The organism is Streptomyces sp. NPDC057963, from assembly GCF_042887155.1.
GTDB lineage: Bacteria > Actinomycetota > Actinomycetes > Streptomycetales > Streptomycetaceae > Streptomyces.
On record NZ_JBHVPX010000022.1, the window covers coordinates 1 to 24,823 of the forward strand.

The following is a 24,823-nucleotide window of genomic DNA, read 5'->3' on the forward strand; positions in this document are numbered from 1 at the left end:
TACTGCAGGGGGGACCCTGTGGGAGAGTAGGACGCCGCCGAACTCCTTTTGTGAGAAGCCCCGTGCCCTTGTGGCACGGGGCTTTTCTGCGTTCACGACTTCTTGCGTTACCCCTGTGCACCCGGCGCCGACGGCGGCGGGTAAGGTCAGGGGGCATCATTGGCACGTTCTTCTCACAGGAGGCCCCCGGGTGGAGGTCCAGGAGACTCGGGTTCAGACGGACCGGGTACTCACCATCCCCAATATCCTCAGCATGGCTCGCCTTGTCGGGGTTCCGCTTTTCCTGTGGCTGATTCTTCGCCCTGAGTTCGGCGGGCCCAAGAGTGATGGCTGGGCACTGCTGGTGCTGATGCTCAGTGGGGTCAGTGACTATCTCGACGGCAAGCTCGCCCGCCGGTGGAACCAGATCAGCAGCCTCGGCCGGCTCCTGGACCCGGCTGCGGACCGTCTCTACATCCTTTCCACCCTCGTCGGCCTGACCTGGCGGGAGATCCTGCCGCTCTGGCTCACCGCGGCACTTCTGGCCCGCGAGCTGATGCTCCTCGTGATGGTGGGAATCCTCCGCCGTCACGGCTATCCGCCGCCCCAGGTGAACTTCCTGGGGAAGGCTGCCACGTTCAACCTGATGTACGCGTTCCCCTTGTTGCTGCTCAGCGACGGAAGTGGTTGGCTGGCATCGCTGGCCGCTGTTTTCGGATGGGCGTTCGCAGGTTGGGGTACAACGCTCTATTGGTGGGCAGGGATCCTCTATGTGGTTCAGGTCCGCCGGCTGGTCAAGGCGGATGCAGTAGCCGATTGAGCTCGTTGATGCGGTGCCGCGCAGTGTGGCCGGCCCGCCGCTGATGACCCGGATGGTGCCCCGACGGGCGAAGTCGGCCAGACCGTCGTCTCTTCAAGGAGGACGTTTCCGACATGAAGGCCGTCGTGATGGCTGGCGGCGAAGGCACTCGTCTTCGCCCCATGACCTCAAGCATGCCCAAGCCGCTCCTGCCCGTCGTCAATCGGCCGATCATGGAGCATGTGCTTCGGCTGCTCAAGCGGCACGGGCTGAATGAGACCGTCGTAACGGTCCAGTTTCTCGCCTCGTTGGTCAAGAACTACTTCGGGGACGGCGAAGAGCTCGGGATGGAGCTCAGCTACGCCAACGAGGAGAAACCGCTCGGCACTGCGGGGAGCGTGAAGAATGCCGAGGAAGCGCTGAAGGACGACACCTTCCTCGTCATTTCCGGTGATGCGCTCACTGACTTCGATCTCACCGATCTCATCGCCTTCCACAAGGAAAAGGGCGGGCTGGTGACGGTGTGCCTGACCCGCGTACCGAATCCTCTGGAATTCGGCATCACCATTGTCGACGAGGCGGGTCAGGTCGAACGTTTCCTGGAGAAGCCCACTTGGGGTCAGGTCTTCTCGGACACCGTCAATACGGGTATCTATGTGATGGAGCCCGAGGTGTTCGACTATGTCGAGGCCGACGTCTCGGTGGACTGGTCCGGAGATATCTTCCCGCAGCTCATGAAGGAGGGCAAGCCCATCTACGGCTATATTGCAGAGGGCTACTGGGAGGACGTCGGCACCCATGAGAGCTATGTGAAGGCCCAGGCCGACGTCCTTGAGCGCAAGGTCGACGTGGAGATCGACGGCTTCGAGATCTCGCCGGGTGTATGGGTCGCGGAAGGCGCGGAAGTACATCCCGACGCGGTATTGCGGGGGCCCCTCTACATCGGGGACTACGCAAAGGTCGAAGCCGGAGTGGAGATTCGCGAGCACACGGTCATCGGGTCCAACGTGGTCGTCAAGAGCGGGGCTTTTCTGCACAAGGCCGTGACGCACGACAACGTCTACATCGGCCAGCACAGCAACCTGCGCGGATGTGTGATCGGAAAGAACACCGACGTCATGCGGGCCGCCCGCATCGAGGACGGTGCGGTGATCGGGGACGAGTGTCTGATCGGTGAGGAATCGATCATTCAGGGGAATGTCCGTGTCTACCCGTTCAAGACCATCGAAGCCGGCGCCTTCGTCAACACTTCGGTGATCTGGGAGTCGCGCGGACAGGCCCATCTGTTCGGGGCCCGCGGTGTGTCCGGGATTCTGAACGTCGAGATCACGCCGGAGCTGGCGGTGCGGCTCGCGGGGGCGTATGCCACAACCCTCAAGAAGGGCTCGACGGTCACCACCGCACGTGATCACTCCCGTGGTGCCCGTGCGCTGAAGAGAGCGGTGATCTCGGCGCTTCAGGCCAGCGCCATCGACGTACGGGACCTGGAGAACGTACCGATGCCCGTCGCGCGCCAGCAGACCGCGCGGGGCAGCGCCGGCGGCATCATGATCCGTACGTCTCCCGGCGTGCCCGACTCGGTCGACATCATGTTCTTCGACGAGCGGGGCGCGGACCTCTCCCAGGCGCGCCAGCGGAAGCTGGACCGGGTCTACGCGCGCCAGGAATACCGCCGGGCCTTTCCCGGGGAGATCGGGGATCTGCACTTCCCGTCCAGTGTCTTCGATTCGTACACCGGATCGCTGCTGCGGAACGTGGACACCACCGGGATCGCCGACGCGGGTCTCAAAGTCGTCGTGGACGCCTCCAACGGCAGCGCCGGCCTTGTTCTGCCCAGCCTGTTGGGACGGCTCGGCGTGGATTCGTTGACGATCAATCCCGGGCTCGACGAATCACGGCCCACCGAATCCGCCGACACCCGGCGGTCCGGGCTGGTGCGGCTGGGCGAGATCGTCTCCTCGGCCCGGGCCGCGTTCGGTGTGCGGTTCGATCCGGTCGGCGAGCGGCTCTCCCTGGTCGACGAACGGGGCAGGATCGTGGAGGACGACCGGGCGCTCCTGGTGATGCTCGACCTGGTGGCGGCCGAGCGGCGCAGCGGGCGGGTGGCGCTGCCGGTGACCACGACACGGGTCGCCGAGCAGGTCGCGGCGTACCACGGCACGCAGGTCGAATGGACGACGACATCGCCCGACGATCTGACGCGCGTGGGGCGTGAGGAAGGCGCCATCTTCGGTGGAGACGGCCGGGGCGGCTTCATCGTTCCCGAATTCAGCAGTGTGTTCGACGGATCCGCCGCCTTCGTGCGACTCCTCGGGCTCGTCGCCAGGACCCAGCTCACTCTCAGCCAGATCGACGCCCGCATTCCCCGCGCCCACGTCCTGCGCCGTGATCTGGCCACACCCTGGGCGGTCAAGGGCATGGTCATGCGCCGGGTCGTGGAGGCCGCCGGGGACCGCAGCGTCGATACGACGGACGGTGTGCGGGTCGTCGAGGCCGATGGGCGATGGGTGATGGTGCTTCCGGACCCCGCCGAGGCGGTCACCCATTTGTGGGCCGAGGGCCCGGACGACGCCTCCGCGCAGGCCTTGCTGGACGAGTGGGCCGCGGTCGTGGACAGCGCAGGTCACTGAGGGTTCCAGCGGTGTGCCCGGCGGCGTCGCTCGACGCCTTCGGGCACACCGGTGGGGCCATTCGGCGGTAGCAGTGGCGACGTGCGACGATGTGCGGCATGTCGCAGCAGCCCCCCGATCGGAGTACCGACTCTGCCCCTGCGCGCCCCGACGCGTCCATGTCGCTGCTGACCAATGTGATGGACCACAGCCTGGACGACGGGTACGCCGAGGCGTCGGCGCGTCGCACGGCCGACGGAAGCGCGGGGCTGCCCCGCACGCTCAAGGCGAAACTCGGCCTCGCCGCCTGTCTGGTGCTCGCTGCCCTGGTCGTCACGCTCGGGGCCGCGCAGGCGCGCGTCTCCGCGCCGGTCCTCGCAAAGGAGCGCGAAGAGCTGATCGACCGTATCGACGGCGAGACGACGGCGGCGGACGACCTTGAGGTGGCGGTCGACAAGCTCCGGGACGATGTGGGCAGTCGGCAGCGCAAGGCGTTGGAGAAGCACGGCGGGGACCAGGGGGAGCTGGTGGCGTTGCTCGCCGGGGCGACGCCGGTGGAGGGACCCGGCGTGAAACTCGTCGTCGACGATGCAAAGGACACCGACCAGGGCGGCGGCGGGCCGAGGGAGACCAGCGGATTCTCCGACACCGGGCGGGTTCGCGACCGGGACCTGCAGCGGGTCGTCAACGGCCTGTGGCAGTCCGGTGCAGAAGCGATCGCGATCAATGGACAGCGTCTGACAGCCCTGTCGGCGATCCGCGCGGCCGGCGAGGCCATACTGGTCGACAACAGACCGCTCGTGCCGCCGTACACGGTACTGGCAGTGGGGGACGGGAAGTCGTTGAGCAGAGCATTTCAGGACAGTGCCGACGGCCAGTATCTGCAGGCGCTCAAGGACACCTTCGACATCCGGACGGGTATGTCCGTCCAGGAGAAGGTGAGCCTCCCGGTCGCGCCGAGCCTGATCGTACGTACAGCAGAGCCTTACAAGGCCGCAGACACCGGCAGTGGTGCGGCAGAGACAGGGAAGGGCACATCGTGATTGCCGTACTGGGCCTCGTCGTGGGAGTCGTGGTCGGACTGTTGGTCCGGCCCGAGGTGCCGGCGGTGGTCGAGCCCTATCTCCCGATCGCCGTCGTGGCTGCTCTCGACGCAGTCTTCGGTGGTCTGCGGGCCATGCTCGACGGCATCTTCGTCGACAAGGTGTTCGTCGTGTCGTTCCTGTCGAACGTCGTCGTGGCCGCTTTGATCGTGTTCCTGGGCGACAAGCTGGGCGTCGGTGCACAGCTTTCCACCGGTGTGGTGGTCGTGCTCGGGATCCGGATCTTCTCCAACGCCGCGGCCATCCGCCGGCACGTCTTCCGGGCCTGAGGCGTATGAGCAACGAAGAACTTCCCAGCGGCGAGGAGCACCCCGGCGAGCGGCCGGCCGACCCGGTCAAGGAGCTCACAGGCCGTCAGCGGCTGATCGCAGGGCTCTGGCCGCCGCGAGTGACCCGGGCCCAACTCGTCGTCGCGCTGCTGCTGTTCGTCCTCGGTCTCGGGCTGGCCATTCAGGTCCGCTCGACCAGCGACAACAGCGCGCTGCGAGGCGCCCGCCAGGAGGACCTGGTCCGTATTCTCGACGAGCTGGACGACCGCACGCAGCGTCTGGAGGACGAGAAGCAGCGTCTCGACGCTCAGCGCACGGAGCTGGAGAACAGCTCCGACCAGGCTGAGGAGGCGCGTAAGCAGACGGTGGAGAAGGAACGGCAACTCGGGGTCCTCGCGGGCACCGTGGCAGCTCACGGGCCCGGGATCACCCTCACCGTCAACGACCCGGGCAACGGGGTCAAGGCGGACATGCTGCTGGACGCGCTCCAGGAGCTGCGTGCGGCGGGTGCCGAGGCGATCGAGGTCAACGGCGTCAGAGTGGTTGCCAACACGTACTTCTCCGGTGATGGCGGCAAGGTCAAGGTCGACGGCCGTAAGATCACCGCGCCGTACGAGTTCAAGGTGATCGGCAAGCCCCAGGATCTGGAGCCGGCGCTGAACATCCCCGGCGGTGTGGTGCAGACGCTGGAGAAGGAGCAGGCCACCGTGCATGTGGAGCAGGCCGACGACATCGCCGTGGACGTCTTGCGACCGGCGAAGCAGCCTGACTACGCTCGGTCGTCGTCCCCGTGAAGCAGCGGAGCAGAAGGGGCGACGGATACGGGCAGGAGGTTGCGGGGGGTCGCCGCATCGTAATGGTGGTGCGTGGTGGAAACTGTCGAGTGGATACGGACGTTGTTCAGATGTCCGGGTCGGCAGGTGTGTTCATTCAGGGTTCGTCCTGCCCCACGGGCGGGTCTATTTCGGTCAAGGGGAATCGCCCGTGAAGTTGTTTGGGAAGTTGTTCGGCAAGAGCGCTCGCGATGAGGCTGCCCGCCATCGCGCACCGCGTCATGGCCAGGCAGACGAGCAGGGTGCGGAGCGCCCGCTCTTCCGCGATCAGATGTCGGGTTCGGGCAGTGACAATTCGGGCGCTTCCGGCGCGTCGTCTGTTGACCCTGCCGGTGCCGGCCGCATAGGTTCCGGAGAACCGTCAACCTCAGGTACGGGTGGAGGGTTCACCCCGAGGCAGGAGGGTTCGTCCATGCCGGTCTGTACGAGGTGCGGGCATCGCAACGCCGAGGCCAGTCGTTTCTGCTCCAACTGCGGTGCGCCGCTGAGGGGTGGAATTCCCGAGCGTGCCTCGGAGACGACCTCGACCATCTCCATCTCCGGCCTCGAGGCGTACGAGGCGGAGGCCACCGGGCAGACGCTCCTGCCGTCGCTCTCGCCCGAGGCGCAGGCCGCCGTCGACGCTCTTCCGCTCGGCTCGGCGCTCCTCGTGGTGCGGCGTGGTCCGAACTCCGGCAGCCGCTTCCTGCTGGACGGCGAGCTGACCACGGCCGGCCGCCATCCGCAGAGCGACATCTTCCTCGACGACGTGACGGTGTCGAGGCGGCATGTGGAGTTCCACAGGGAGCCCGACGGCAGCTTCACGGTCGGGGATGTGGGCAGCCTGAACGGCACCTACGTCAACCGTGAGCGCATCGACTCCGTCCCGCTGTCCAACGGCGACGAAGTGCAGATCGGCAAGTACCGGCTGGTCTTCTACGCGAGCCAGCGGGGCATCTGACCCGTCAGGGAAGGTCCATGCTGAGAACACCGACGGGCGGTGCCGGTCACGGCACCGCCACCGCCGACGACCGCCCGATGAGCATCGGCACGGTGCTCCTGCAGCTGCGGGACGAGTTTCCCGAGGTCACGATCTCCAAGATTCGCTTCCTGGAGGCCGAAGGGCTCGTCGAGCCGCAGAGGACCCCCTCCGGCTACCGCAAGTTCCGTGCGGCCGATGTGGAGCGGCTCGCCCAGGTGCTGCGTATGCAGCGGGACCACTACCTCCCGCTGAAGGTCATCCGCGAGCATCTGGACGCGCTCGCCCGGGGCGAGCAGTCCGCCCTGCCGTCCGGAGGTGGCCCCCGGGACCTGGCCGACGGCGGCCGGGACGCCGAGTCCGGGCGGGCGACCGCGGCCCGGATCGGCCGCGCCGAGCTGCTTGCGGTGACGGAGGTCACCGAGAGTGACCTGGATGAGTGGGAATCGTACGGTCTGGTCACTCCCGGCGCCGAGGGCGGCTACGACGCCGAGATGGTCACGGTGGCCAAGCTTGTGGCGGATCTGGGCCGATTCGGTCTGGAACCCCGTCACCTCCGCGCCATCCGGGCAGCCGCGGATCGCGAGGCGGGGCTCATCGAACAGGTGGTCGCACCCCTGCGTAGGCACCGGAATCCGCAGACCAGAGCACATGCGGAGGCCACCGCGAGGGAGCTTGCCGAGCTGTCCGTACGGCTTCATTCGGCCCTTGTGCAGACCGCTCTGCGGGTCCGGCTCCACTGATCTCGTCGGTGCCCGACTACCCAAACCTGCCGAGCACGTCCTAGGGTTGCTGTGTGAACGAGCTCGACGTTGTGGGTGTCCGGGTGGAAATGCCCTCCAACCAACCGATCGTGCTCCTGCGTGAAGTGGGAGGCGACCGGTACCTCCCCATTTGGATCGGTCCTGGTGAGGCGACCGCGATCGCCTTTGCCCAGCAGGGCATGGCTCCGGCCAGGCCGCTGACCCATGATCTCTTCAAGGACGTGCTCGAGGCCGTCGGCCAGGAGCTCACCGAGGTCCGCATCACGGACCTGCGGGAAGGGGTCTTCTACGCGGAGCTGGTCTTCGCCAGCGGGGTGGAGGTGAGCGCGCGGCCGTCCGACGCCATAGCGCTCGCGCTGCGCACCGGAACGCCGATCTACGGCAGTGACGGGGTGCTCGACGATGCGGGCATCGCCATCCCCGACGAGCAGGAGGACGAGGTGGAGAAGTTCCGCGAGTTCCTCGATCAGATCTCACCGGAGGACTTCGGTACCAACAGTCAGTGACCGTTCTACGGGGACGCCGTCAGCGCATTCGACAAGCCTTTCCCGCTCACGAGTCACGGGAAACCACCCTCAGGGTGATTATCACTCGGCGTGCCGAGTGTGGCGATCGTTGACGCACCCCGAGTGACTGCCTACCTTCGAGATGGCAGGTCAAGGACGGAGGTCGGCGTGAGAAGCAGCGGCGACGGTACGGCAGCGGGTGGGCCGTATCCGCAGCAGGGGAGTACAGCCGACCACACCATCAGGCAACCGGTTCAACCGGCGGCGGTGGCGGGGGGCGGCGTGGCATCGGCCAACGACATCGGATATCGCGGGCCGACGGCCTGCGCGGCTGCGGGGATCACCTATCGGCAGCTCGACTACTGGGCGCGCACGGGGCTGGTCGAACCGAGCGTCCGTCCGGCCTACGGCTCGGGCACACAGCGGCTCTACAGCTTCCGGGACGTCGTCCTGCTGAAGATCGTGAAGCGCTTCCTGGACACGGGCGTCGCTCTGCAGAACATCCGCACCACGGTTCAGCACCTGCGGGCCCGCGGTTTCCAGGATCTTGAGCGGATGACGCTGATGAGCGACGGGGCGACGGTCTACGAGTGCTCCTCGCCGGACGAGGTCGTCAGTCTGCTCCAGGGCGGCCAGGGTGTCTTCGGCATCGCCGTGGGCGTGGTGTGGCAGGACGTCGACGTCGCGCTGTCGCAGCTGCACGGTGAACGCGTGGACACCGGCGAGACACTGATCGGGAACAACCCCGCCGATGAGCTCGCGCGGCGGCGCAACCGCGCCGGCTGACCGGGACGACGAGCCGGGCGGGGCCATTGTCAGTGCCATGGGGGAGCATCGGTTGATGTGAGAGCAGCGCCCACCATCCTGCATCTGGACATGGATGCCTTCTACGCCTCTGCCGAGCAGGCGGCGAAGCCCAGCCTGCGCGGAAAACCGGTCGTGGTGGGCGGGCTCGGGCCGCGCGGAGTCGTCGCCACCGCGTCGTACGAGGCACGGCGCTTCGGGGTCCACTCGGCGATGCCCATGGCGCAGGCCCGGCGGCTCGCCCCCAACGCGGCCTATCTGGTGCCCCGCTTCCTGCTGTACCGGACGGTCAGCGACCAGGTGATGGAGCTCCTGGGGCGGCTCTCCCCGCTGGTGGAGCCGCTCAGCCTGGACGAGGCATTCGTGGACCTGGAAGCCGGAGGGGCGGCCGACGACACGGCTTCCGCGCTGGAGATCGGTGAGCAGCTGCGTACGGCCATCAAGGCGGTCACCGGGCTCACCGGCTCGGTCGGGCTGGCCGGCTCCAAGATGCTGGCCAAGATCGCCTCGGAGCAGGCGAAGCCGGACGGGCTGGCGCTCATCGAACCGGGCACGGAGCGGGAGCTGCTCGCGCCGATGCCGGTACGGATCCTCCCCGGCGTCGGGCCCGCGACGGCGGACCATCTGCGCCGTGCCGGGATGACGACGGTCGACGACCTGGCCGAGGCGGGGGAGGCAGAGCTCGTACGCCTGCTGGGAAAGGCGCACGGCGGCTCTCTCCACCGTATGGCGCTCGGCCACGACGACCGGCCCGTGGTCGCGGAGCGGGACGCGAAATCGGTGTCGGTCGAGGACACCTTCGACGCGGACCTGCACGACCGGGTGCGGGTCCGGACGGAGGTGGAGCGGCTGGCCGACCGATGCGTCCAGCGGCTGCGGGGTGCGGGGCGGTCCGGGCGGACGGTGGTGCTCAAGGTGCGCCGGTACGACTTCTCCACCCTGACGAGGTCCGAGACGCTCCGTGGCCCCACGGACGACCCCACCGTGGTCCGGGAGGCCGCCGCACGGCTCCTGGAGGCTGTGGACACCACTGGGGGCGTACGGCTCCTGGGTGTGGGCGTCACGGGGCTCGCCGACTACACGCAGGAGGACCTCTTCGCGCAGGCCGCCGGTGAGCGGGCCGCGACCGGGGAAGCGGCCGAAGAGACGGCGGAGGCGGGTGACGAAGGGGGCGAGCCGGCGGGCGGTGCGCGGGAGGAGCCCCCGGAGACCTCCGAACAGCTGGCCGCGCGGCGCTGGCCCGCAGGACACGACGTGCGTCATGAGGTCTACGGCCACGGCTGGGTGCAGGGCAGCGGTGTCGGCCGGGTGACGGTGCGGTTCGAGGAGCCCGAGTCGGCGCCCGGCCGAGTGCGTACGTTCCGGATCGACGACGCGGAGCTGCAACCGGCCGATCCGCTGCCGCTGGTGCGGAATCCGGTGGACTACTCGTCCTGGCCGGCCAGTCTGCCGAAGTCCCTGTCCGGGCCGGTCTCCTCGGGAGAGGAGTCCAGACCGTAGTGCCGGTAGAGCTGGAGCTCCTGTTCCGGCGAGAGATGACGGCCGACGCCGAAGTCGGGTGCGTCCTTGATCAGCGCGCGGTCGAAGGGGACGCGGAGCGAGTCCTCCACGAACTCGCTGGGTTCCAGGGGGACGAACGCGTCCCGGCTGAAGAGTCCGGTGCGTACGGCCGCCCACTCGGGCACACCGGTCGCGTCGTCGAGGTACACCTCGTCCACGGTTCCGATCTTGGTGCCCTTGCGGTCGAAGGCCTTGCGGCCGATCAGGCTGCGCGGATCGATGTCGGTCTGCACGGTCCCTCCCACTCGTCGGGGCTACTCCACAAGCTCTACAGAAGTGCAGATCCGGGGGGTTGGCCACTCGAGAATTCCGCCACGAACCCCGCTGGTAGGCTGGTGACGGCTGCTGACCCCGTGCGGGAGAGTCCTCCGGAGTCAATCCGGAGGCGCCGAAGGAGCAAATCCTCCCCGGAATCTCTCAGGCCCCCGTACCGCACGGACGAGGTCACTCTGGAAAGCAGGGCGGGTTCCGTGCGGCCGAGTGCCGGTACGGTTCCCCTCCTCACCGACGGTGAAAGCCGGTACGCCGCAGGGCGCGCCGGTGAAGCTCTCAGGTTGAGATGACAGAGGGGGAGGCCGTTCGGGCACCCGCGCCGTGGTGCCCCTCGCAGGTCGTGACAGACCAGGAGGCCTCCACCATGACCCCCCGTCGCACTCCGCTCTCCCAGCTGGAGCAGGGCATTCCATTCGAACAGCGCCACATCGGTCCCGATGCCGAGGCGCAGTCGAAGATGCTCGCCCAGGTCGGTTACGGATCGCTGGACGAGCTGACCGCGGCCGCGGTGCCCGATGTCATCAAGAGCGCGGAGGCGCTCCGGCTGCCGGCCGCCCGCACCGAGGCCGAGGTCCTCGCCGAGCTGCGTGCGCTGGCCGACCGCAACCAGGTGCTGGCCCCGATGATCGGGCTCGGCTACTACGGCACCTTCACCCCGCCGGTGATCCTCCGCAACGTCATGGAGAACCCCGCCTGGTACACGGCCTACACGCCGTACCAGCCGGAGATCTCGCAGGGCCGTCTGGAGGCGCTGCTCAACTTCCAGACGATGGTCGCCGAACTGACCGGGCTGCCCACCTCCGGTGCCTCCCTGCTCGACGAGGGCACCGCGGCCGCCGAGGCCATGGCGCTCTCGCGGCGAGTCGGCAAGGTGAAGAACGGCGTCTTCCTGGTCGACGCCGACGCCCTGCCGCAGACGATCGCCGTCATCGAGACCCGTGCCGAGCCGTCCGGTGTCGAGGTCGTCGTCGCAGACCTCTCCGACGGCATTCCCGCAGAGATCGCCGAGCGCGGTGTCTTCGGTGTCCTGGTGCAGTACCCGGGCGCCTCCGGGGCCGTGCGGAACATCCGGCCCGTCGTCGAGCAGGCCCACGAGCTCGGCGCGATCGTCACGGTCGCAGCCGATCTGCTGGCCCTGACCCTGCTCACCTCGCCGGGCGACCTGGGCGCGGACATCGCGGTCGGCACCACGCAGCGTTTCGGTGTGCCGATGGGCTTCGGCGGGCCGCACGCCGGCTTCATGGCCGTGCGCGAGAAGTTCGCCCGCAGCCTGCCCGGCCGCCTCGTCGGCGTCTCCGTCGACGCGGACGGCAACAAGGCCTACCGGCTGGCGCTGCAGACCCGCGAGCAGCACATTCGCCGGGAGAAGGCCACCAGCAACATCTGCACCGCTCAGGTGCTGCTCGCCGTCATGGCCGGGATGTACGCCGTCTACCACGGTCCGGACGGGCTGCGGACGATCGCCCGGCGCACCCACCGCTACGCGACGATCCTGGCCGAGGGCCTGCGCGCCGCCGGCATCGACGTCGTGACCGGTACCTACTTCGACACCCTCACCGTGCGCGTTCCGGGGAAGGCCGCCGACGTCGTCGCCGATGCCCGCGGGCGCGGTGTCAACCTGCGGCTCGTCGACGCCGACCTGGTCTCCCTCGCCTGCGACGAGACCACCACGAGGGCGCAGATCGCCGCCGTCTGGGCCGCGTTCGGCGCCGACGGGGACATCGAGGCGCTGGACGCCGCGGCTGCCGACGTGCTGCCCGAGGCTCTGCTGCGCACCGACGAGATCCTCGTCCACCCGGTCTTCCACCAGCACCGTTCCGAGACGGCCATGCTGCGCTACCTGCGCAAGCTCGCCGACCGGGACTACGCCCTGGACCGCGGCATGATCCCGCTCGGCTCCTGCACCATGAAGCTGAACGCGACCACCGAGATGGAGTCGATCACCTGGCCCGAGTTCGGCGCGCTGCACCCCTTCGCGCCGGCCGAGCAGGCGCAGGGCTTCCTCACCCTCATCCGTGAGCTGGAGGAGCGCCTTGCCGAGGTCACCGGCTACGACGCCGTCTCGATCCAGCCGAACGCCGGCTCGCAGGGCGAGTTCGCGGGCCTCCTGGCGGTACGGGCGTACCACCGGGCCAACGGTGACGAGCAGCGGACCGTCTGCCTCATCCCGTCCTCCGCGCACGGCACCAACGCCGCCAGCGCCGTGATGGCCGGTATGAAGGTCGTCGTGGTGAAGACGGCCGACGACGGCGAGGTCGACATAGAGGACCTCCGCGCCAAGATCGAGAAGCACCGCGACGAGCTCGCCGTGCTGATGATCACGTACCCGTCGACGCACGGTGTGTTCGAGGAGCACGTCGCCGACATCTGCGCCGAGGTGCACGACGCCGGCGGCCAGGTGTACGTCGACGGCGCCAACCTCAACGCGCTGGTCGGGCTCGCCAAGCCGGGCCGGTTCGGCGGCGACGTCTCGCACCTGAACCTGCACAAGACCTTCTGCATTCCGCACGGCGGCGGCGGTCCCGGCGTTGGCCCGGTCGGCGTGCGCGCGCACCTCGCGCCGTACCTGCCGAACCACCCGCTGCAGCCCGCAGCGGGCCCCCGGACCGGTATCGGGCCGATCTCGGCCGCGCCGTGGGGCTCGGCGGGTATTCTCCCCATCTCCTGGGCGTACGTACGCCTGATGGGCGGTGAGGGCCTGAAGCGTGCGACGCAGGTCGCCGTGCTCGCGGCCAACTACATCGCCAAGCGTCTCGAACCGCACTACCCGATCCTGTACAACGGCCCGGCCGGGCTGGTCGCGCACGAGTGCATCGTGGACCTGCGGCCGATCTCCAAGGCCACCGGCGTCAGCGTCGACGACATCGCCAAGCGCCTGATCGACTACGGATTCCACTCGCCGACCATGTCGTTCCCGGTCGCCGGAACGCTGATGATCGAGCCGACCGAGAGTGAGAACCTCGCGGAGCTGGACCGTTTCTGCGACACGATGATCGCCATTCGCGGCGAGGTCGAGAAGGTGGCCTCCGGAGAGTGGAGCGCGGACGACAACCCGCTGAGCAACGCCCCGCACACCGCGGCGATGCTGGGCGGGGAGTGGAAGCACGACTACAGCCGTGAGGTGGCGGTCTTCCCGGCCGGTGTCTCGGCCGCCGACAAGTACTGGCCGCCGGTGCGCCGGATCGACGGTGCCTTCGGTGACCGCAACCTCGTCTGCTCCTGCCCTCCGCTGGACGAGTACGACAACTGAGTCATGAGCGGCAGGGCGTGACGCGGACATGCGTCGGGGCCGGTGCGGAGAAGTCTCCGGGCCGGCCCCAGTCCGTTCGGGCCGGGGTCAGGCGGCCTTCACCACCCGGCCGGTCTCCAGAGGCCGGTGCGGGGCGATGATCTGCCCGTCCGGGAGCAGCTCACCGGTGTCCTCGAAGAGCAGGACGCCGTTGCACAGCAGGCTCCAGCCCTGCTCCGGGTGGTGGGCCGTCAGGCGGGCGGCCTCCCGGTCGGCTGAGTCGGCGGTCGGGCATGGTGGCTGATGCTGGCACATGGGTGGGTTCTTTCGCTGCGTTGTGGTGAATGTCCTGCGGCTTGACGAAGTGTTCATGGCCGCCCCCCGTATCGATCGGTCCGGTCCCAGTGTTGCCCTACGGGCGTCAATCCGCAGGGATTTCGCGGCAGCACTTCTTCTTACTCCGAGGACGCGTCACCCGGCTGGACGGTTCAGCGCAACTGCACTGTCACTTCGGGTGGTTCGGGGTGACCGGACTGGGCTAGTCCGGATGGGGCGGGATGCGCCCCCCGCGCGCGCTGCGGCGCGCGTCTCGGTCCCGCACAGCGCTGTGGTGCGGGGTGCGGTCGCTGTCAGGCGGGCGATCCGAGCAGGGGACCGGGGCCCGGGGTGATGCGCAGCGTCATCACGCGGAGCAGGTCGGCCACCCGGTGCGGGCGATGGGCCGCGATGCCCGGCGGTGCGGGAGCCAGTGGTACGAGGAGATCGGCGGGGGCGAGTGCCCCGCCGGCCGGGTCGGCATCGGCGTCGGAGTGCAGCCACAGGGCCAGCATGTAGAGCTCCGGAATGGACAGCAGCCGTGGCTGGTAGTGAGGTGTCACCGTCTCTGCCTGACGCAGGGCGAGTTCGGTCGAGGCGATGTAAGGACCCTCGAAGAAGTGCGAGAAGGCCCAGCCGTCCGGAGTGAGCATGGTGTCCGCCGCGGCGACTGCCTGCTCCGAGCCGCGGATCACGAACCGCCACGCGGCGAGCCGGGTGGCGGGTGCGAGCCCGCTCGGGCCGATCCGCTCCATTGCATGGACGGGGAGCGAGAGTTCGGGGCTCAGCGGGCCCTGGGCGGATCGGAGAGCCGGTGTGCGGGCCTCGCGGACTGCGGTGGGTGAACCGAGTGCCGCGAGGACGCTGCGCAGAGCGGGCGCGGGGGCCGGGGGAACATGCAGCGGCATAGTGGGTCGCCTCTCACTTCGGAGACACGGTGGTGCGTGGGCGGGTGCAGACGGCGCTGTCGGCATGCGGGGCCAGAGGAGGCCGGTGACTGGGCCGGTGCGTCAACTCTCTGCCTCGTCTGCAAAGTTTATACGACACGTGTTCACACAATGATTCCACTAGCCGTCTCAGGTATTGCCGACAAGGCGGTATCAAGACTTTATTATGCGGTGATTCTGCTGATTCGTCGTCAGCGGCGCAGCCACCGCCAGGGATTTTTCCCTCGAAGCGGTCGGCCGAAACACGTCGGCGTTTTCATCACGCACCGGGCGGCGGAAAATGCGAACTGCACCATGCCGACGGAATGTGCCCCGGACAGCCGTCCACAGATTACTGGGTGCATGGCGATCGCGGGGCGTTATGGATCACCCCGCCTGGGCATTATCGATCGTGACGCGAGCGGCCTGGGCCGCGGGCCGCCCACTCGAGGGAGGGACGCTTCGATGGGGGAGAAGGTCGTGGCGGGCGCCTTTGATCTGTCCGATCGGCACAGGTACCGGAGGAAGCTCCACCAGTGCCTGGAGGGGCTGGAGAGGCTCCTGGCGGAGCGGAGGTTCGACCGTCCCCGCAACCTCATGGGCATGGAGATCGAGCTGAATCTGGCAGGCGCCGACGGCGTGCCGAAGATGATGAATGGGGAGGTGCTCCCTCGGATCGCGAGCCGTGATTTCCAGACCGAACTCGGCATGTTCAATTTGGAAGTGAACATAGTCCCGCACCACCTGGACGGTCGCGTTTTCGATCAGCTGGCCGAAGAGCTCAGGGCCGGCCTCGGATATGCCCATCGGAAGGCGGGTGAGGTCGATGCCGGGATCATGATGATCGGAATTCTGCCCACCCTGGGGCGTGCGGACCTCGTTGCCGCGAACCTCTCGAAGGCGGACCGCTACACACTGCTGAACGATCAAATGGTGGCTGCCCGGGGCGAGGATTTCCTCCTCGATATCCAGGGTGTGGAGCGATTGGCCTGTACCTCCTCCTCCATCACCCCCGAGGCCGCCTGCACATCGGTTCAGCTGCATCTGCAGGTGACACCGGCGCGCTTCGCAGCCGTCTGGAACGCGGCCCAGGCCGTCGCCGGGGTCCAGATCGCCCTGGGCGCCAACTCACCCTTCCTGTTCGGCAAGGAGCTGTGGCGGGAGTCGCGGCCGCCGCTCTTCCAGCAGGCCACGGACACCAGGCCGCCCGAACTCCGGAACCAGGGGGTGCGGCCCCGGACCTGGTTCGGCGAGCGGTGGACGGGTTCGGCGTACGAGCTCTTCGAGGAGAATCTGCGCTACTTCCCGCCGCTGCTGCCGATCTGCGACGAGGAGGAACCGCTGCGGGTGCTCGACGAGGGCGGCGTACCGCAGTTGCAGGAGCTGGTGCTCCACAACGGTACGGTCTACCGCTGGAACCGGCCCGTGTACGGACTGGTCGGCGGCGTACCCCATCTGCGAGTGGAGAACCGGGTCCTGCCCGCCGGTCCCACCGTCACCGATGTGATCGCCAATGCCGCGCTCTACTACGGGCTCGTGCGGGCGCTCGCCGAGGAGCCCCGTCCGGTATGGACCAGGCTTCCGTTCGCAGCGGCGGCCGAGAACTTCGACACCGCCTGCCGCCACGGCATCGACGCGGAGCTGATGTGGCCGCGTCCGGGACGGTCGGGCGGGGTGACCCGGGTGCCGGCCGTCAAGCTCGTACGGGACGAACTGCTGCCGCTGGCTGCCGCGGGGCTCGATGCCTGGAACATCGAGCCCGCGGACCGCGACCGCTACCTCGGAGTCATCGAGGAGCGCTGCAGACGACGGGTGAACGGGGCGTCCTGGCAGGTGGACAGCTACCACCGGGCACGTGAGGCCGGGCTCGAACGGCGTGCCGCACTGGCCGCGACCACTCGCCGGTACGCCGAACTGATGCACAGCGGCGAACCCGTGCACAACTGGCCGACGGGTGTGCCCGCGCGGTGACCCCGCCGGGGCGGGTGACGGCGTCCGCCGCCGTTCCCGTCCGTGCGGAGCGCTATTCCCGGGCGGCGTGGTTGCCCTGTCCCGCCGTCATGACGGCCTGCAGGATCACGGCCTGGATGTCGGCAGGGTCGGTGACCTGGTAGCCCCCGCCGCCGGTCACCTTCGCCACCTCGTTGACCTCCTCGCGGTCGGCCTCGGGGCCGACCGCGATGGCGAGGAGCGGTACCGGACGCTCCGGGTCGGCGATCCGCTTCAGTTCCGCGATCAGGGCGCTGCGGGAGATGGAGCGGTCGTCCTGGTTCGATCCGTCGGTGAGGATCACCACGGCGTTGAACTTGCCCTTCACATACGTCGCCTGCGCGTCCTTGTACGCGGCCAGCGCGGTGTCGTACAGGCCGGTCGCGCCTCCCGGCACCGGTTGCAGCGCGGAGAAGGCCGCGGTGAGCTTCTCGCGGTGGGTACCGCCGCCCTTGGCCGGATCGCCGAGCCGGCCGGTCGGTACCAGCCTGCGGTAGTCCTTGTCGCCGTCGAGCGCGGTGGCGAACTCCCAGAGCCCGATCTCGTCGTTCGGGGTGAACTGGTTGAGGGCCTGGATCAGGGAGGCCTTGGTGACATCCATCCGGGACTGGTTGCGCCCCGGCACGATCGTGGCCATCGAACCCGAGGCGTCGACGACCGTCGTCAGCCGCGCGCTCTGCACCGTGATCGTCCACATGCCGAGCGTCTGCTGGAGCTCCTCGGCGGACGGCGCCGCGGCGGCCGGGGCGGCATACGGCTGGGGCTTTCTGCCACCCGCCGACGCGACCACGGACTCCCCGGCCGCCCCGTCCGCGTTCCTGAAGCCGTGCTCCTTCAGGGTGGCTTGTGCGCCCGGCTCGTTCAGCAGTGTCATGAACCGCAGCGCCGCCCGGCCCTCGGACGTACTCATCCTGGTCTCGTCGACCAGCGTGTACGGGTAGTTGAGCAGCGGGGCGCCGTCCTCGGGGTAGAAGAGGTCGAGCCGTCCGCCGCCGGTCGACTCCGCGTTGTGGGCGAACGCGGCCTGCTCGGAGAGGAGCACCGCCTGGTTGCGCTCCGGATTGCCCTGCTCGGCGCCCGAATCACTCTGCGCCAGGGTCTCCAGCACCTGGGTGTCCCCGTCCGACATGCGCTGCGCGAGCAGTTTGGCGGTCGCCGCGACCCTGGTGTCGCTGTCACCGCCCTGTTTCCCGGAGGACGTGCCGATGCTGGAGAGCGCGAGCAGCCCGGTGGCACTGCGTCCCGGATCCGCCGAGCCCAGACGCACCTTGTCCGAGTCCGTGGTCGCGGCCGTCAGCCCGGCCCAGGAGTACTTCTTCTTCGGCCAGCCGAGTCTCTTGGCCGCCGACGGCACCATGGCCAGGGTGACGGGGGAGGCGGCGATGGAGTCGCCCGGGGTGATCGGGACGCCTTCGCCGGAGCCCTTGGCCCGGTCGAGCCAGAGGTCGGAGTCGGGCAGCCAGAGCTGGTAGTCCGGAGCACGGGTCCCGGAGGAGAGGGCGTCGGCGACCTTGTAGGAATCGCGTGCGACGACCCGCACGTACAGACAGCGGCCGTCGGATCGCAGATCGTCCTCGCGCGCCTTGTCGGCGACGGCACGCACGGCGGGGGCGATGTCCGGCGAGGCCATCATGGAGAGATGCACGGCGGAGTCCGCGCAGGACTTCGAGAACGACAGCAGACCGCCCTGCGCCGCGACCGCCGTTCCCGCGGCCACGGCGAGGACGAGCGCGGTCGCGATCACCACGGTCCGCCGACGGCGCGGCGGCGGACCGTCCCCGCCTCCGTCGGTTGCGTGGTCGTCGGGCAAGCTGTGACGTCCCATGTCGGTGGTGCCCCTCCTTGAGGATGAACAAGGAAAAGGGGGACCACACCATCGCCCATGGTGGTTGTCCCCCGGCCGGTCGCGCATGATCTTCGTACCTGCATTCGAGACCCTAGCGGGACGGGGAGGGGCATGGGGCGTGAATGCACAACTCAAGGCAGGTGTACAGGTGGAGGCGGGGCGCGTGGCTGATTCTTTTCCCCAAGAGGCTGTTTCGCGACGGATCTTGCGGTCCGAAACGGTACTGGTACTGGCTCTCTCACTGGGCGCCAGCGGGGTGTCTGCCCTGATCAGTTTTTTCGGATCGCTGACGAAACCAGGGGGTTTGAAGGAACAGGCCGCGACGCTCAACAGCTCTTACGCACCGGGGCGTCCATGGCTGGATCTCGCCTGGCAACTCTTCGGTATCGCGACGGCTCTGGTGCCCGTGGCCCTCGTCGCCCATCTGCTGATCAGAGAGGGAACCGGCCTTCGCGCCATCGGCTTCGACCGGACCAGGCCGTGGCCGGACCTGGGGCGCGGCACGCTGGTCGCGGCGGGCATCGGCAGCGCCGGGCTCGCGTTCTACCTGGTGGCGAGGGCGGCCGGTTTCAATCTGACCGTGGTCCCGGAGTCGCTGCCCGGCGTGTGGTGGAAATTCCCGGTACTGATCCTCTCCGCACTGCAGAACTCCGTGGTGGAGGAGGTGATCGTCGTCGGGTACCTGCTGCGCAGACTCGGGCAGTTGGGGTGGACGCCGATGGCCGCCCTGGTGGCGAGTTCCGTGCTGCGCGGCTCGTACCACCTATATCAGGGCATCGGCGGCTTCATCGGGAACATGGTGATGGGAGTGGTCTTCGTGCTGCTGTACCGGCGCTGGGGGCGGGTCGGTCCGCTGGTGGCGGCGCATGCGCTGCTGGACATCGGGGCGTTCGTCGGATACGCCCTGCTGGCCGGGAAGGTGGAGTGGCTGCCCACGCCGTGAGCCGGGTGGCCGGCCGACGGCAGGGGGCCGGCGCCGGAGGGGGAGAGGCGGGGCGTCGGCGGGTGGTGCGGCGAGGGCGGTCCACGAGCGGTGGTCCGTGGGCGGTGTTCGGTGCGGGGGCGTACGGGAGTGGTCCGTACGCCCCCGCTGTGCGGTCGTCGGAGGGTTCAGAGCGCCGCGAGCAGCTCGCCGTCGATGACCGTGACGGCGTTGCCGGTCAGCAGGGTGCGCTCGCCGCGCAGCGAGGTGCGGACCAGGCCGGAGCGGGCGGAGGCCTGTAGTCCGGTCAGCTCGTCACGGCCGAGGCGGGCCGACCAGAAGGGGGCCAGAGCGGTGTGGGCGCTGCCGGTCACCGGGTCCTCGTCGATCCCGACGCGTGGGAAGAAGCCGCGGGAGACGAAGTCGTAGCCGCGGGAGGGGTCCTCGGCGGCGGCCGTGGCGACGATGCCCCGCCGGGAGAGGCGGGCCACCGTGGCCAGATCCGGAGTCAGCCCCCGTACGGTCGCCTCGTCGGACAGCTCCACGACCAGGTCGCCGATGTGCGGGCCGGTGTCGTGGACGGAGAGCGGCTCCGCGCCCAGAGCGGCGGCCAGCCCGGCCGGGACGGCCTCCGGCGTCAGCGGGGCCGTGGGGAAGTCGAGCGTGACCGTGCCGTCCGGGTGGGCGGTCGCGGCGAGGATCCCGCACCGTGCCGCGAAACGCACCGTGCCGCTCGCCGCCCGAGTGGTGTGCAGGACGTGGGCGGTCGCGAGGGTGGCATGCCCGCACATGTCGACCTCGGTGGTCGGGGTGAACCAGCGCAGCGCCCAGTCCGCCTCGCCGCCCGGCGGCAGCGGGTGGGCGAAGGCGGTCTCGGAGAGGTTGACCTCCATGGCGATCGACTGGAGCTGTGCGTCGTCGGGAAATGCGTCGGAGTCCAGCAGCAGGACTCCGGCCGGGTTGCCGGCGAAGGGGCGGTCGGTGAATGTGTCGACGATTCGGATCCTCATGACGTGACCGTACGTGCGGCGGAAAGCGGCAGGACAAGGCCAATTCCGTATCGCTGGACCGAAATGCCCGGCCGGTGGCGGGGGTGGGTTCCGCCGGATCCGACAGCGGCCCCGGCACTCCTGTGCGCGGTGCGCGCCGCCGGGGTGAGGAAGGCGGCCCGCCGACCGGTTCCTCGGCGCGGGCGCCGTCGGGCGCGGCGTGGCTCCCGCCGTCCGTGATGCTTCGACCGCGCGTACACCGGCACCGAGGCGCCGCGGTGCGCCTTCGCGTACGACGGTGCCGTGCCGTCGAGTGCCCGGCAGAGCCGGGAAGCCGCCGGTGCGGGCGGGCCGACCGTGCCGTCACGGCCGTCGGCGCCCGGCTCGTGGTCAGAGCGCCCGAACAGCAACTCCGGCCGGTGGCCGACGCTCTCGTCGGCACCCGGTGAGGGCCCACGGAGGCTTCACCGGGAAGGAGCGGCCCGTTGTCCGTTCTCACCGAAGTCGGTCGCCGTCGCATCCCACCCGGTCGACGCGGTCCGGGCGAGGCGCGCTGTCACCCGCCTGGAGGGTCTGCGGCTGCGCCTGAAGCCGCGCGCGTGTGCGGGGACGCAGACTCGCCCTTGCTCGCATACGCGGGTGTGGTTCAGCAGGACTCCGTCCCGACTGCCTCGGGCAGGGCGGGACGGTCGTGCAATCCGACACAGAGGCCGTGGCGTGTCGGCACCCTGTCGGCCGTGTGCCGCGGTCCGGTCGGTGAGCAGGAGGGCCGCACAGGTCGAACCGTCTTCCAGGATCGAGGTACAGAAATGATGTATGCCGCCCAGGACCGCCCTCGCATCGGCTGGATCGGTACCGGCCGCATGGGCTTCCAGCTCGCCGCCCGGCTGCTGGACGCGGGGCACGACGTAGCCGTCTGGAACAGGACCCGCGCCAAGGCCGAACCGCTGGCCGAACGGGGAGCCGCGATCGTCGACCGGCCGGCCGGTCTGGCCGACCGGGACGTCGTCTTCACCATGGTCTCCGCCTCGGCCGACCTGGAGGCGGTCACCACGGGCCCTGGCGCCTTGCTGACCTCGCCGGATGTCGCACCGGGGGTGCTGGTCGACCATTCCACGGTCTCCGCGCAGATGTCCGCGCTGATCCGCGAAGCGGCCGCCAGGCGTGGGACCGACTTCCTGGCCGCACCGGTGAGCGGGAACCCGCAGGTGATCGCCGCAGGCAGGCTGACCGTCGCGGTCTCCGGCTCGCGCGCGGTGTTCGACCAGGTCGAACCGGTGCTGGCACTGCTGGGGCGCGGGGTGACCTACGTCGGAGAGGACGAGGCCGCCCGCCTCGTCAAGATCGCGCACAACGTCCTCCTCGGTGTCCTCACCCAGTCGCTCGCCGAGGTCACCGTTCTCGCGGAGAAGGGCGGTGTCAGCCGTGCCGCCCTTCTGGAATTCCTCAACGGCTCCGTGCTGGGCTCGGTCTACACCCGCTACAAGTCACCGGCGCTGGTCAACCTGGACTTCACGCCGACGTTCACCATGCCGCTGCTGCGCAAGGACTTCGATCTGGGGCTGTCCGCAGCCCGCGAGCTGGAGGTCCCGATGCCGCTCGCCGCCGCCACCGCCCAGCTCGTCGCCGGTGCGATCGGGGCAGGGCATGTGGAGGAGGACTTCGCCGCCCTGATCCTTGAGCAGGCCAGGAACTCCGGCATGACGCTGGAAGCCGAGAACGTCCCCGTGGACGACGGCCTGTCACCGCACGCCTGATCGCCCGTAGCGCGACTGGGCGGGACGAGACGGCGATCGGCTTCGGCGAGAACGGCCCCCCTCAGCCGAGGAGATTGTCAAGCGATCGGTTCCGATATATCGTTGACGCATCGCGACAGATCAACGATGGAAGGAGTGTGGCGATGCGTTCACGCGGACACGAGCATGAGCACGGGCATGGACATGGGCACTGCGGGCCCGGCCATCAAGGCTGGGGCGGCTTCGAGGGGCGGCGGGCGGCCTTCGGGCAGTTCGGTCCGCCGTTCGGCGGCGGTCCTTTCGGGGGCGGCCCCTTCGGTGGCGGGCGCGGTCGAGGCGGTGGCCGGGGGAGGGCGCGCCGCGGTGACGTACGTGCCTCGATCCTGGCGCTGCTGAAGGACCGGCCGATGCACGGATACGAGATGATCCAGGAGATCGGCGAGCGCAGTGGCGGGGCCTGGCGGCCCAGTCCGGGTTCGGTCTATCCGACTCTTCAGCTGCTGGAGGACGAGGGCCTGATCGTCAGTGCCAGCGAGGGCGGCAAGAAGCTCTTCACGCTCACCGAAACGGGCCGCACCGAGGCGGAGTCGGGTCCCGACGCGCCCTGGGAGGATGCCGGGCGGGGGGTCGACTGGGAGAGCGTCAACGAGATCCGGCAGGCCGGTTTCGGTCTGATGGAGGCGTTCGGTCAGGTCTGGAAGACCGGCTCGGCCGATCAGCGTCAGAAGGCCCTCGCGGTCATCGGCGATGCCCGTAAGAAGCTCTATCTGATCCTCGCCGACGAGCACTGAGCCCGCGGGTGAAAGGTGCAACGCGCAAAGGTGCCAGGGGCCTCGCGGCCGAGCCGCGAGGCCCCTTCCGGTCCGTCCGGCGCCCGTCAGGCGGCGACCAGGCCGTCCAGCCTGCGCAGCGACTCGGTGAGCGCGGCGGTCGCCGAGTCCTTGAGCTTGCCGGCCATCAGGGAGACGGCCGCGCCGGTGAACTCCCCGTCGATGCGTACCGTGGTCGCATCGCCGTCGGGCGTCAGTGAGTAGCGCATGGCCAGGTTGACGCCCATCGGCCCCTTGCCCCTGGTGGCCAGCAGGCGCGCGGTCTCCAGTTCCGCCACCGTCCAGGTCACTTCGGCGGGGAAGCCCATGAGCTTCATGTTCTCCTCGTAGGTCGCCGCGAGTTCGAGTGCCGCAGGGGCGCCCTTGGGGAAGCTGGTGTGGGTGGCGTTCCACTGGCCGTACGCGGTGAAGTCCGTCAGCTGGGCCCAGACCTTCTCGGCCGGTGCTTCGATGCGTGCTTCTGCACTGACTTCGGCCATGCGACCACCCCTTCTCGGCGGGTTACGGTGTCGCGGAACGTAGCCGCAGTGACGTGAACATTCAATACTGATGAACCGTCAGATCCGTGGTCCCGTTTCCTCCAGTGCCGCCCGCCAGATCAGTGCGGCATCGAACCGGTCGCAGGCGCGCGGGTGCGGGCCGTCGTCATGGCAGTGGAACGCGGCCCAGAAGAGGTCGGCGCGCAGTGCGTCCGCCGGTGCGTGGACCCGGTATACGTACTCCCGTCCGTCGAGCGCCGGCAGGGCGACCAGCCAGGACACGTCCGCAGCCCCCTTTCGGCCGCCGTATGGATGGTGTGGCCTCTGGGACGTTCCCGGGGCGGCTCCCGGTTGCTCCGGGGGCGCGGCGCAAGGCGGCGCGCGCCGTTTTTCCGGATCGGATCCCGGAATGGCGAGATCTCATCCGTAAGGAGGAGGAACCGCTCGGGTGTGCCCAACTTGCGTGGGATGCCTAGATGGGCCCCTCTGGCGATGCTCCCGCGCCGCGGGACTGATGGGGTGAGAGATGTGCAAAACCGGACGCCGCGGATCCCTCAGCAGCCCGCACCGAACCGTGCTGGGTTCGACGCCAGACTCACTGTGGAGCTGGCCGCCGTGGTGACGGGTGCCCGCAGGCGCGCACTGCGCGACGGCGACCGGCAGATCGACACGGCGCATCTCCTGCACTCCCTCATCGAATCGGATCCGGAGGTGCGGGCAGCCTTCGAGGGCGGACCGCAACTGGCCAAGGTGCTCGGGTACCTCGTCCAGCGCAGTATCGGATACGGGCTCCGCTGGCAGGGTGCGGTGGAGGACTCCGGTGCCGTTCCGGTCGTCAGGGATCCGGATTCCGCCGTGCGGGACACGGGGGCGGAGGGCTGGTCGCCCTCGGCCGCCTCGGCGATGGCCGGAGCCCGCGTGCGGGCGGAGTCGCGCGGCGACGCGCGGGCCGGCGGGCTCGATCTGCTCGTGGCGCTGGCCACCGACCGCGAGTGCCGGGCCGTCGAGGTGCTGGAGCGGGCCGGCGTCGAGGCGGGGCAGCTCGCGGCCCGGATCGCGGGGGCGTCCGGCCAGGGACGGCAGGAGACCGGGGGCTGAGGCCCGA

At 69.2% G+C, this 24,823-nt stretch carries 23 protein-coding genes and 1 riboswitch; of the genes, 16 read left to right on the plus strand and 7 right to left on the minus strand.

Annotation, left to right across the window (positions count from 1 at the left end):
• Positions 1-190 precede the first annotated feature (190 nt).
• From ACFVT1_RS33365 to ACFVT1_RS33410, 10 genes are all read left to right on the plus strand, one after another.
• Positions 191-799: a CDP-alcohol phosphatidyltransferase family protein gene (locus ACFVT1_RS33365; RefSeq protein ID WP_362207353.1), complete on the plus strand. Its 609-nt coding sequence runs from the start codon at positions 191-193 to the stop codon at positions 797-799.
• A 113-nt stretch (positions 800-912) separates the two neighbouring features.
• A complete protein-coding gene (locus tag ACFVT1_RS33370; protein WP_389802360.1) occupies positions 913-3,408 on the plus strand; it encodes a sugar phosphate nucleotidyltransferase in 2,496 nt (831 codons plus the stop codon).
• A gap of 98 nt (positions 3,409-3,506) precedes the next feature.
• Positions 3,507-4,430: a DUF881 domain-containing protein gene (locus tag ACFVT1_RS33375; protein WP_389802363.1), complete on the plus strand. Its 924-nt coding sequence runs from the start codon at positions 3,507-3,509 to the stop codon at positions 4,428-4,430.
• Positions 4,427-4,759, plus strand: a complete 333-nt coding sequence (locus tag ACFVT1_RS33380) for a small basic family protein (RefSeq protein ID WP_003970459.1) — start codon at positions 4,427-4,429, stop codon at positions 4,757-4,759. Before ACFVT1_RS33375 ends, ACFVT1_RS33380 begins: the two co-directional genes overlap by 4 nt.
• Before the next feature lie 5 nt (positions 4,760-4,764).
• Positions 4,765-5,553 (plus strand): DUF881 domain-containing protein, encoded by a 789-nt coding sequence (locus tag ACFVT1_RS33385; protein ID WP_389802366.1) that lies wholly within the window; start codon positions 4,765-4,767, stop codon positions 5,551-5,553.
• A 190-nt stretch (positions 5,554-5,743) separates the two neighbouring features.
• Positions 5,744-6,532 carry an FHA domain-containing protein gene (locus tag ACFVT1_RS33390; protein ID WP_389802369.1) on the plus strand — a complete coding sequence of 263 codons (789 nt, stop codon included), beginning with the start codon at positions 5,744-5,746 and terminating at the stop codon, positions 6,530-6,532.
• 17 nt (positions 6,533-6,549) lie between these two features.
• A complete protein-coding gene (locus ACFVT1_RS33395; RefSeq protein WP_389802372.1) occupies positions 6,550-7,293 on the plus strand; it encodes a MerR family transcriptional regulator in 744 nt (247 codons plus the stop codon).
• Between the two features lie 53 nt (positions 7,294-7,346).
• Positions 7,347-7,820, plus strand: coding sequence for a bifunctional nuclease family protein (locus tag ACFVT1_RS33400; RefSeq protein WP_006123076.1), 474 nt, complete (start codon positions 7,347-7,349; stop codon positions 7,818-7,820).
• A 168-nt stretch (positions 7,821-7,988) separates the two neighbouring features.
• The gene (locus tag ACFVT1_RS33405) at positions 7,989-8,606 is read left to right on the plus strand and encodes a MerR family transcriptional regulator (protein ID WP_389802375.1); all 618 of its coding nucleotides are present in this window, start codon (positions 7,989-7,991) and stop codon (positions 8,604-8,606) included.
• Between the two features lie 57 nt (positions 8,607-8,663).
• Positions 8,664-10,124, plus strand: coding sequence for a DNA polymerase IV (locus ACFVT1_RS33410; protein WP_389802378.1), 1,461 nt, complete (start codon positions 8,664-8,666; stop codon positions 10,122-10,124).
• On the opposite strand, the gene ACFVT1_RS33415 is transcribed toward ACFVT1_RS33410, so the two are convergent.
• Entirely contained in the window at positions 10,049-10,417 is a 369-nt protein-coding gene (locus tag ACFVT1_RS33415; RefSeq protein WP_389802381.1) for a PRC-barrel domain-containing protein, read from the minus strand. The two genes, ACFVT1_RS33410 and ACFVT1_RS33415, sit on opposite strands and share 76 nt — an antisense overlap.
• A 113-nt stretch (positions 10,418-10,530) precedes the next feature.
• Positions 10,531-10,627: riboswitch (glycine riboswitch) on the plus strand.
• A gap of 194 nt (positions 10,628-10,821) precedes the next feature.
• On the opposite strand from ACFVT1_RS33415, the gene gcvP reads away from it, so the two are divergent.
• Positions 10,822-13,707, plus strand: coding sequence for an aminomethyl-transferring glycine dehydrogenase (gene gcvP / locus ACFVT1_RS33420; protein ID WP_389802384.1), 2,886 nt, complete (start codon positions 10,822-10,824; stop codon positions 13,705-13,707).
• An 87-nt stretch (positions 13,708-13,794) separates the two neighbouring features.
• On the opposite strand, the gene ACFVT1_RS33425 is transcribed toward gcvP, so the two are convergent.
• Both ACFVT1_RS33425 and ACFVT1_RS33430 read right to left on the minus strand, forming a co-directional pair.
• Positions 13,795-14,001 carry a DUF5999 family protein gene (locus ACFVT1_RS33425; RefSeq protein WP_323183800.1) on the minus strand — a complete coding sequence of 69 codons (207 nt, stop codon included), beginning with the start codon at positions 13,999-14,001 and terminating at the stop codon, positions 13,795-13,797.
• Between the two features lie 314 nt (positions 14,002-14,315).
• Positions 14,316-14,909, minus strand: coding sequence for a hypothetical protein (locus ACFVT1_RS33430; RefSeq protein WP_389802386.1), 594 nt, complete (start codon positions 14,907-14,909; stop codon positions 14,316-14,318).
• 483 nt (positions 14,910-15,392) lie between these two features.
• Between ACFVT1_RS33430 and ACFVT1_RS33435 the strand changes: the two genes are divergently transcribed.
• Positions 15,393-16,898: a glutamate-cysteine ligase family protein gene (locus ACFVT1_RS33435; protein WP_389802388.1), complete on the plus strand. Its 1,506-nt coding sequence runs from the start codon at positions 15,393-15,395 to the stop codon at positions 16,896-16,898.
• A gap of 52 nt (positions 16,899-16,950) precedes the next feature.
• Here the strand turns inward: ACFVT1_RS33435 and ACFVT1_RS33440 are convergent, their stop codons facing one another.
• A complete protein-coding gene (locus ACFVT1_RS33440; protein ID WP_389802391.1) occupies positions 16,951-18,741 on the minus strand; it encodes a substrate-binding domain-containing protein in 1,791 nt (596 codons plus the stop codon).
• A 184-nt stretch (positions 18,742-18,925) separates the two neighbouring features.
• Here ACFVT1_RS33440 and ACFVT1_RS33445 point away from each other — a divergent pair, with 184 nt between their 5' ends.
• Positions 18,926-19,705 (plus strand): CPBP family intramembrane glutamic endopeptidase, encoded by a 780-nt coding sequence (locus ACFVT1_RS33445; RefSeq protein WP_389802561.1) that lies wholly within the window; start codon positions 18,926-18,928, stop codon positions 19,703-19,705.
• A gap of 167 nt (positions 19,706-19,872) precedes the next feature.
• Here ACFVT1_RS33445 and ACFVT1_RS33450 read toward each other — a convergent pair whose 3' ends face one another.
• Positions 19,873-20,694, minus strand: coding sequence for a PhzF family phenazine biosynthesis protein (locus ACFVT1_RS33450; RefSeq protein ID WP_389802394.1), 822 nt, complete (start codon positions 20,692-20,694; stop codon positions 19,873-19,875).
• 788 nt (positions 20,695-21,482) lie between these two features.
• Between ACFVT1_RS33450 and ACFVT1_RS33455 the strand changes: the two genes are divergently transcribed.
• Entirely contained in the window at positions 21,483-22,430 is a 948-nt protein-coding gene (locus tag ACFVT1_RS33455; RefSeq protein ID WP_389802396.1) for an NAD(P)-dependent oxidoreductase, read from the plus strand.
• A 143-nt stretch (positions 22,431-22,573) separates the two neighbouring features.
• The gene (locus tag ACFVT1_RS33460) at positions 22,574-23,200 is read left to right on the plus strand and encodes a PadR family transcriptional regulator (protein ID WP_389802398.1); all 627 of its coding nucleotides are present in this window, start codon (positions 22,574-22,576) and stop codon (positions 23,198-23,200) included.
• 86 nt (positions 23,201-23,286) lie between these two features.
• Here ACFVT1_RS33460 and ACFVT1_RS33465 read toward each other — a convergent pair whose 3' ends face one another.
• Together ACFVT1_RS33465 and ACFVT1_RS33470 are read right to left on the minus strand one after the other, a co-directional pair.
• Positions 23,287-23,718, minus strand: coding sequence for an SRPBCC family protein (locus ACFVT1_RS33465; protein ID WP_389802400.1), 432 nt, complete (start codon positions 23,716-23,718; stop codon positions 23,287-23,289).
• A 78-nt stretch (positions 23,719-23,796) separates the two neighbouring features.
• The gene (locus tag ACFVT1_RS33470; protein ID WP_362207415.1) at positions 23,797-24,000 is read right to left on the minus strand and encodes a hypothetical protein; all 204 of its coding nucleotides are present in this window, start codon (positions 23,998-24,000) and stop codon (positions 23,797-23,799) included.
• 246 nt (positions 24,001-24,246) lie between these two features.
• Here ACFVT1_RS33470 and ACFVT1_RS33475 point away from each other — a divergent pair, with 246 nt between their 5' ends.
• Positions 24,247-24,816 (plus strand): Clp protease N-terminal domain-containing protein, encoded by a 570-nt coding sequence (locus tag ACFVT1_RS33475; RefSeq protein ID WP_389802563.1) that lies wholly within the window; start codon positions 24,247-24,249, stop codon positions 24,814-24,816.
• Positions 24,817-24,823 lie beyond the last annotated feature (7 nt).

Excerpts from the sequence above, each read along its gene's own strand:
- ACFVT1_RS33370 (WP_389802360.1), top strand. The coding sequence starts at position 913 with ATGAAGGCCGTCGTGATGGCTGGCGGCGAAGGCACTCGTCTTCGCCCC.
- ACFVT1_RS33375 (WP_389802363.1), top strand. The coding sequence starts at position 3,507 with ATGTCGCAGCAGCCCCCCGATCGGAGTACCGACTCTGCCCCTGCGCGC.
- ACFVT1_RS33385 (WP_389802366.1), top strand. The coding sequence starts at position 4,765 with ATGAGCAACGAAGAACTTCCCAGCGGCGAGGAGCACCCCGGCGAGCGG.
- ACFVT1_RS33395 (WP_389802372.1), top strand. The coding sequence starts at position 6,550 with ATGCTGAGAACACCGACGGGCGGTGCCGGTCACGGCACCGCCACCGCC.
- gcvP (WP_389802384.1), top strand. The coding sequence starts at position 10,822 with ATGACCCCCCGTCGCACTCCGCTCTCCCAGCTGGAGCAGGGCATTCCA.
- ACFVT1_RS33425 (WP_323183800.1), bottom strand. The coding sequence starts at position 14,001 with ATGTGCCAGCATCAGCCACCATGCCCGACCGCCGACTCAGCCGACCGG.
- ACFVT1_RS33430 (WP_389802386.1), bottom strand. The coding sequence starts at position 14,909 with ATGCCGCTGCATGTTCCCCCGGCCCCCGCGCCCGCTCTGCGCAGCGTC.
- ACFVT1_RS33435 (WP_389802388.1), top strand. The coding sequence starts at position 15,393 with ATGGGGGAGAAGGTCGTGGCGGGCGCCTTTGATCTGTCCGATCGGCAC.
- ACFVT1_RS33440 (WP_389802391.1), bottom strand. The coding sequence starts at position 18,741 with ATGGGACGTCACAGCTTGCCCGACGACCACGCAACCGACGGAGGCGGG.
- ACFVT1_RS33450 (WP_389802394.1), bottom strand. The coding sequence starts at position 20,694 with ATGAGGATCCGAATCGTCGACACATTCACCGACCGCCCCTTCGCCGGC.
- ACFVT1_RS33455 (WP_389802396.1), top strand. The coding sequence starts at position 21,483 with ATGATGTATGCCGCCCAGGACCGCCCTCGCATCGGCTGGATCGGTACC.
- ACFVT1_RS33460 (WP_389802398.1), top strand. The coding sequence starts at position 22,574 with ATGCGTTCACGCGGACACGAGCATGAGCACGGGCATGGACATGGGCAC.
- ACFVT1_RS33465 (WP_389802400.1), bottom strand. The coding sequence starts at position 23,718 with ATGGCCGAAGTCAGTGCAGAAGCACGCATCGAAGCACCGGCCGAGAAG.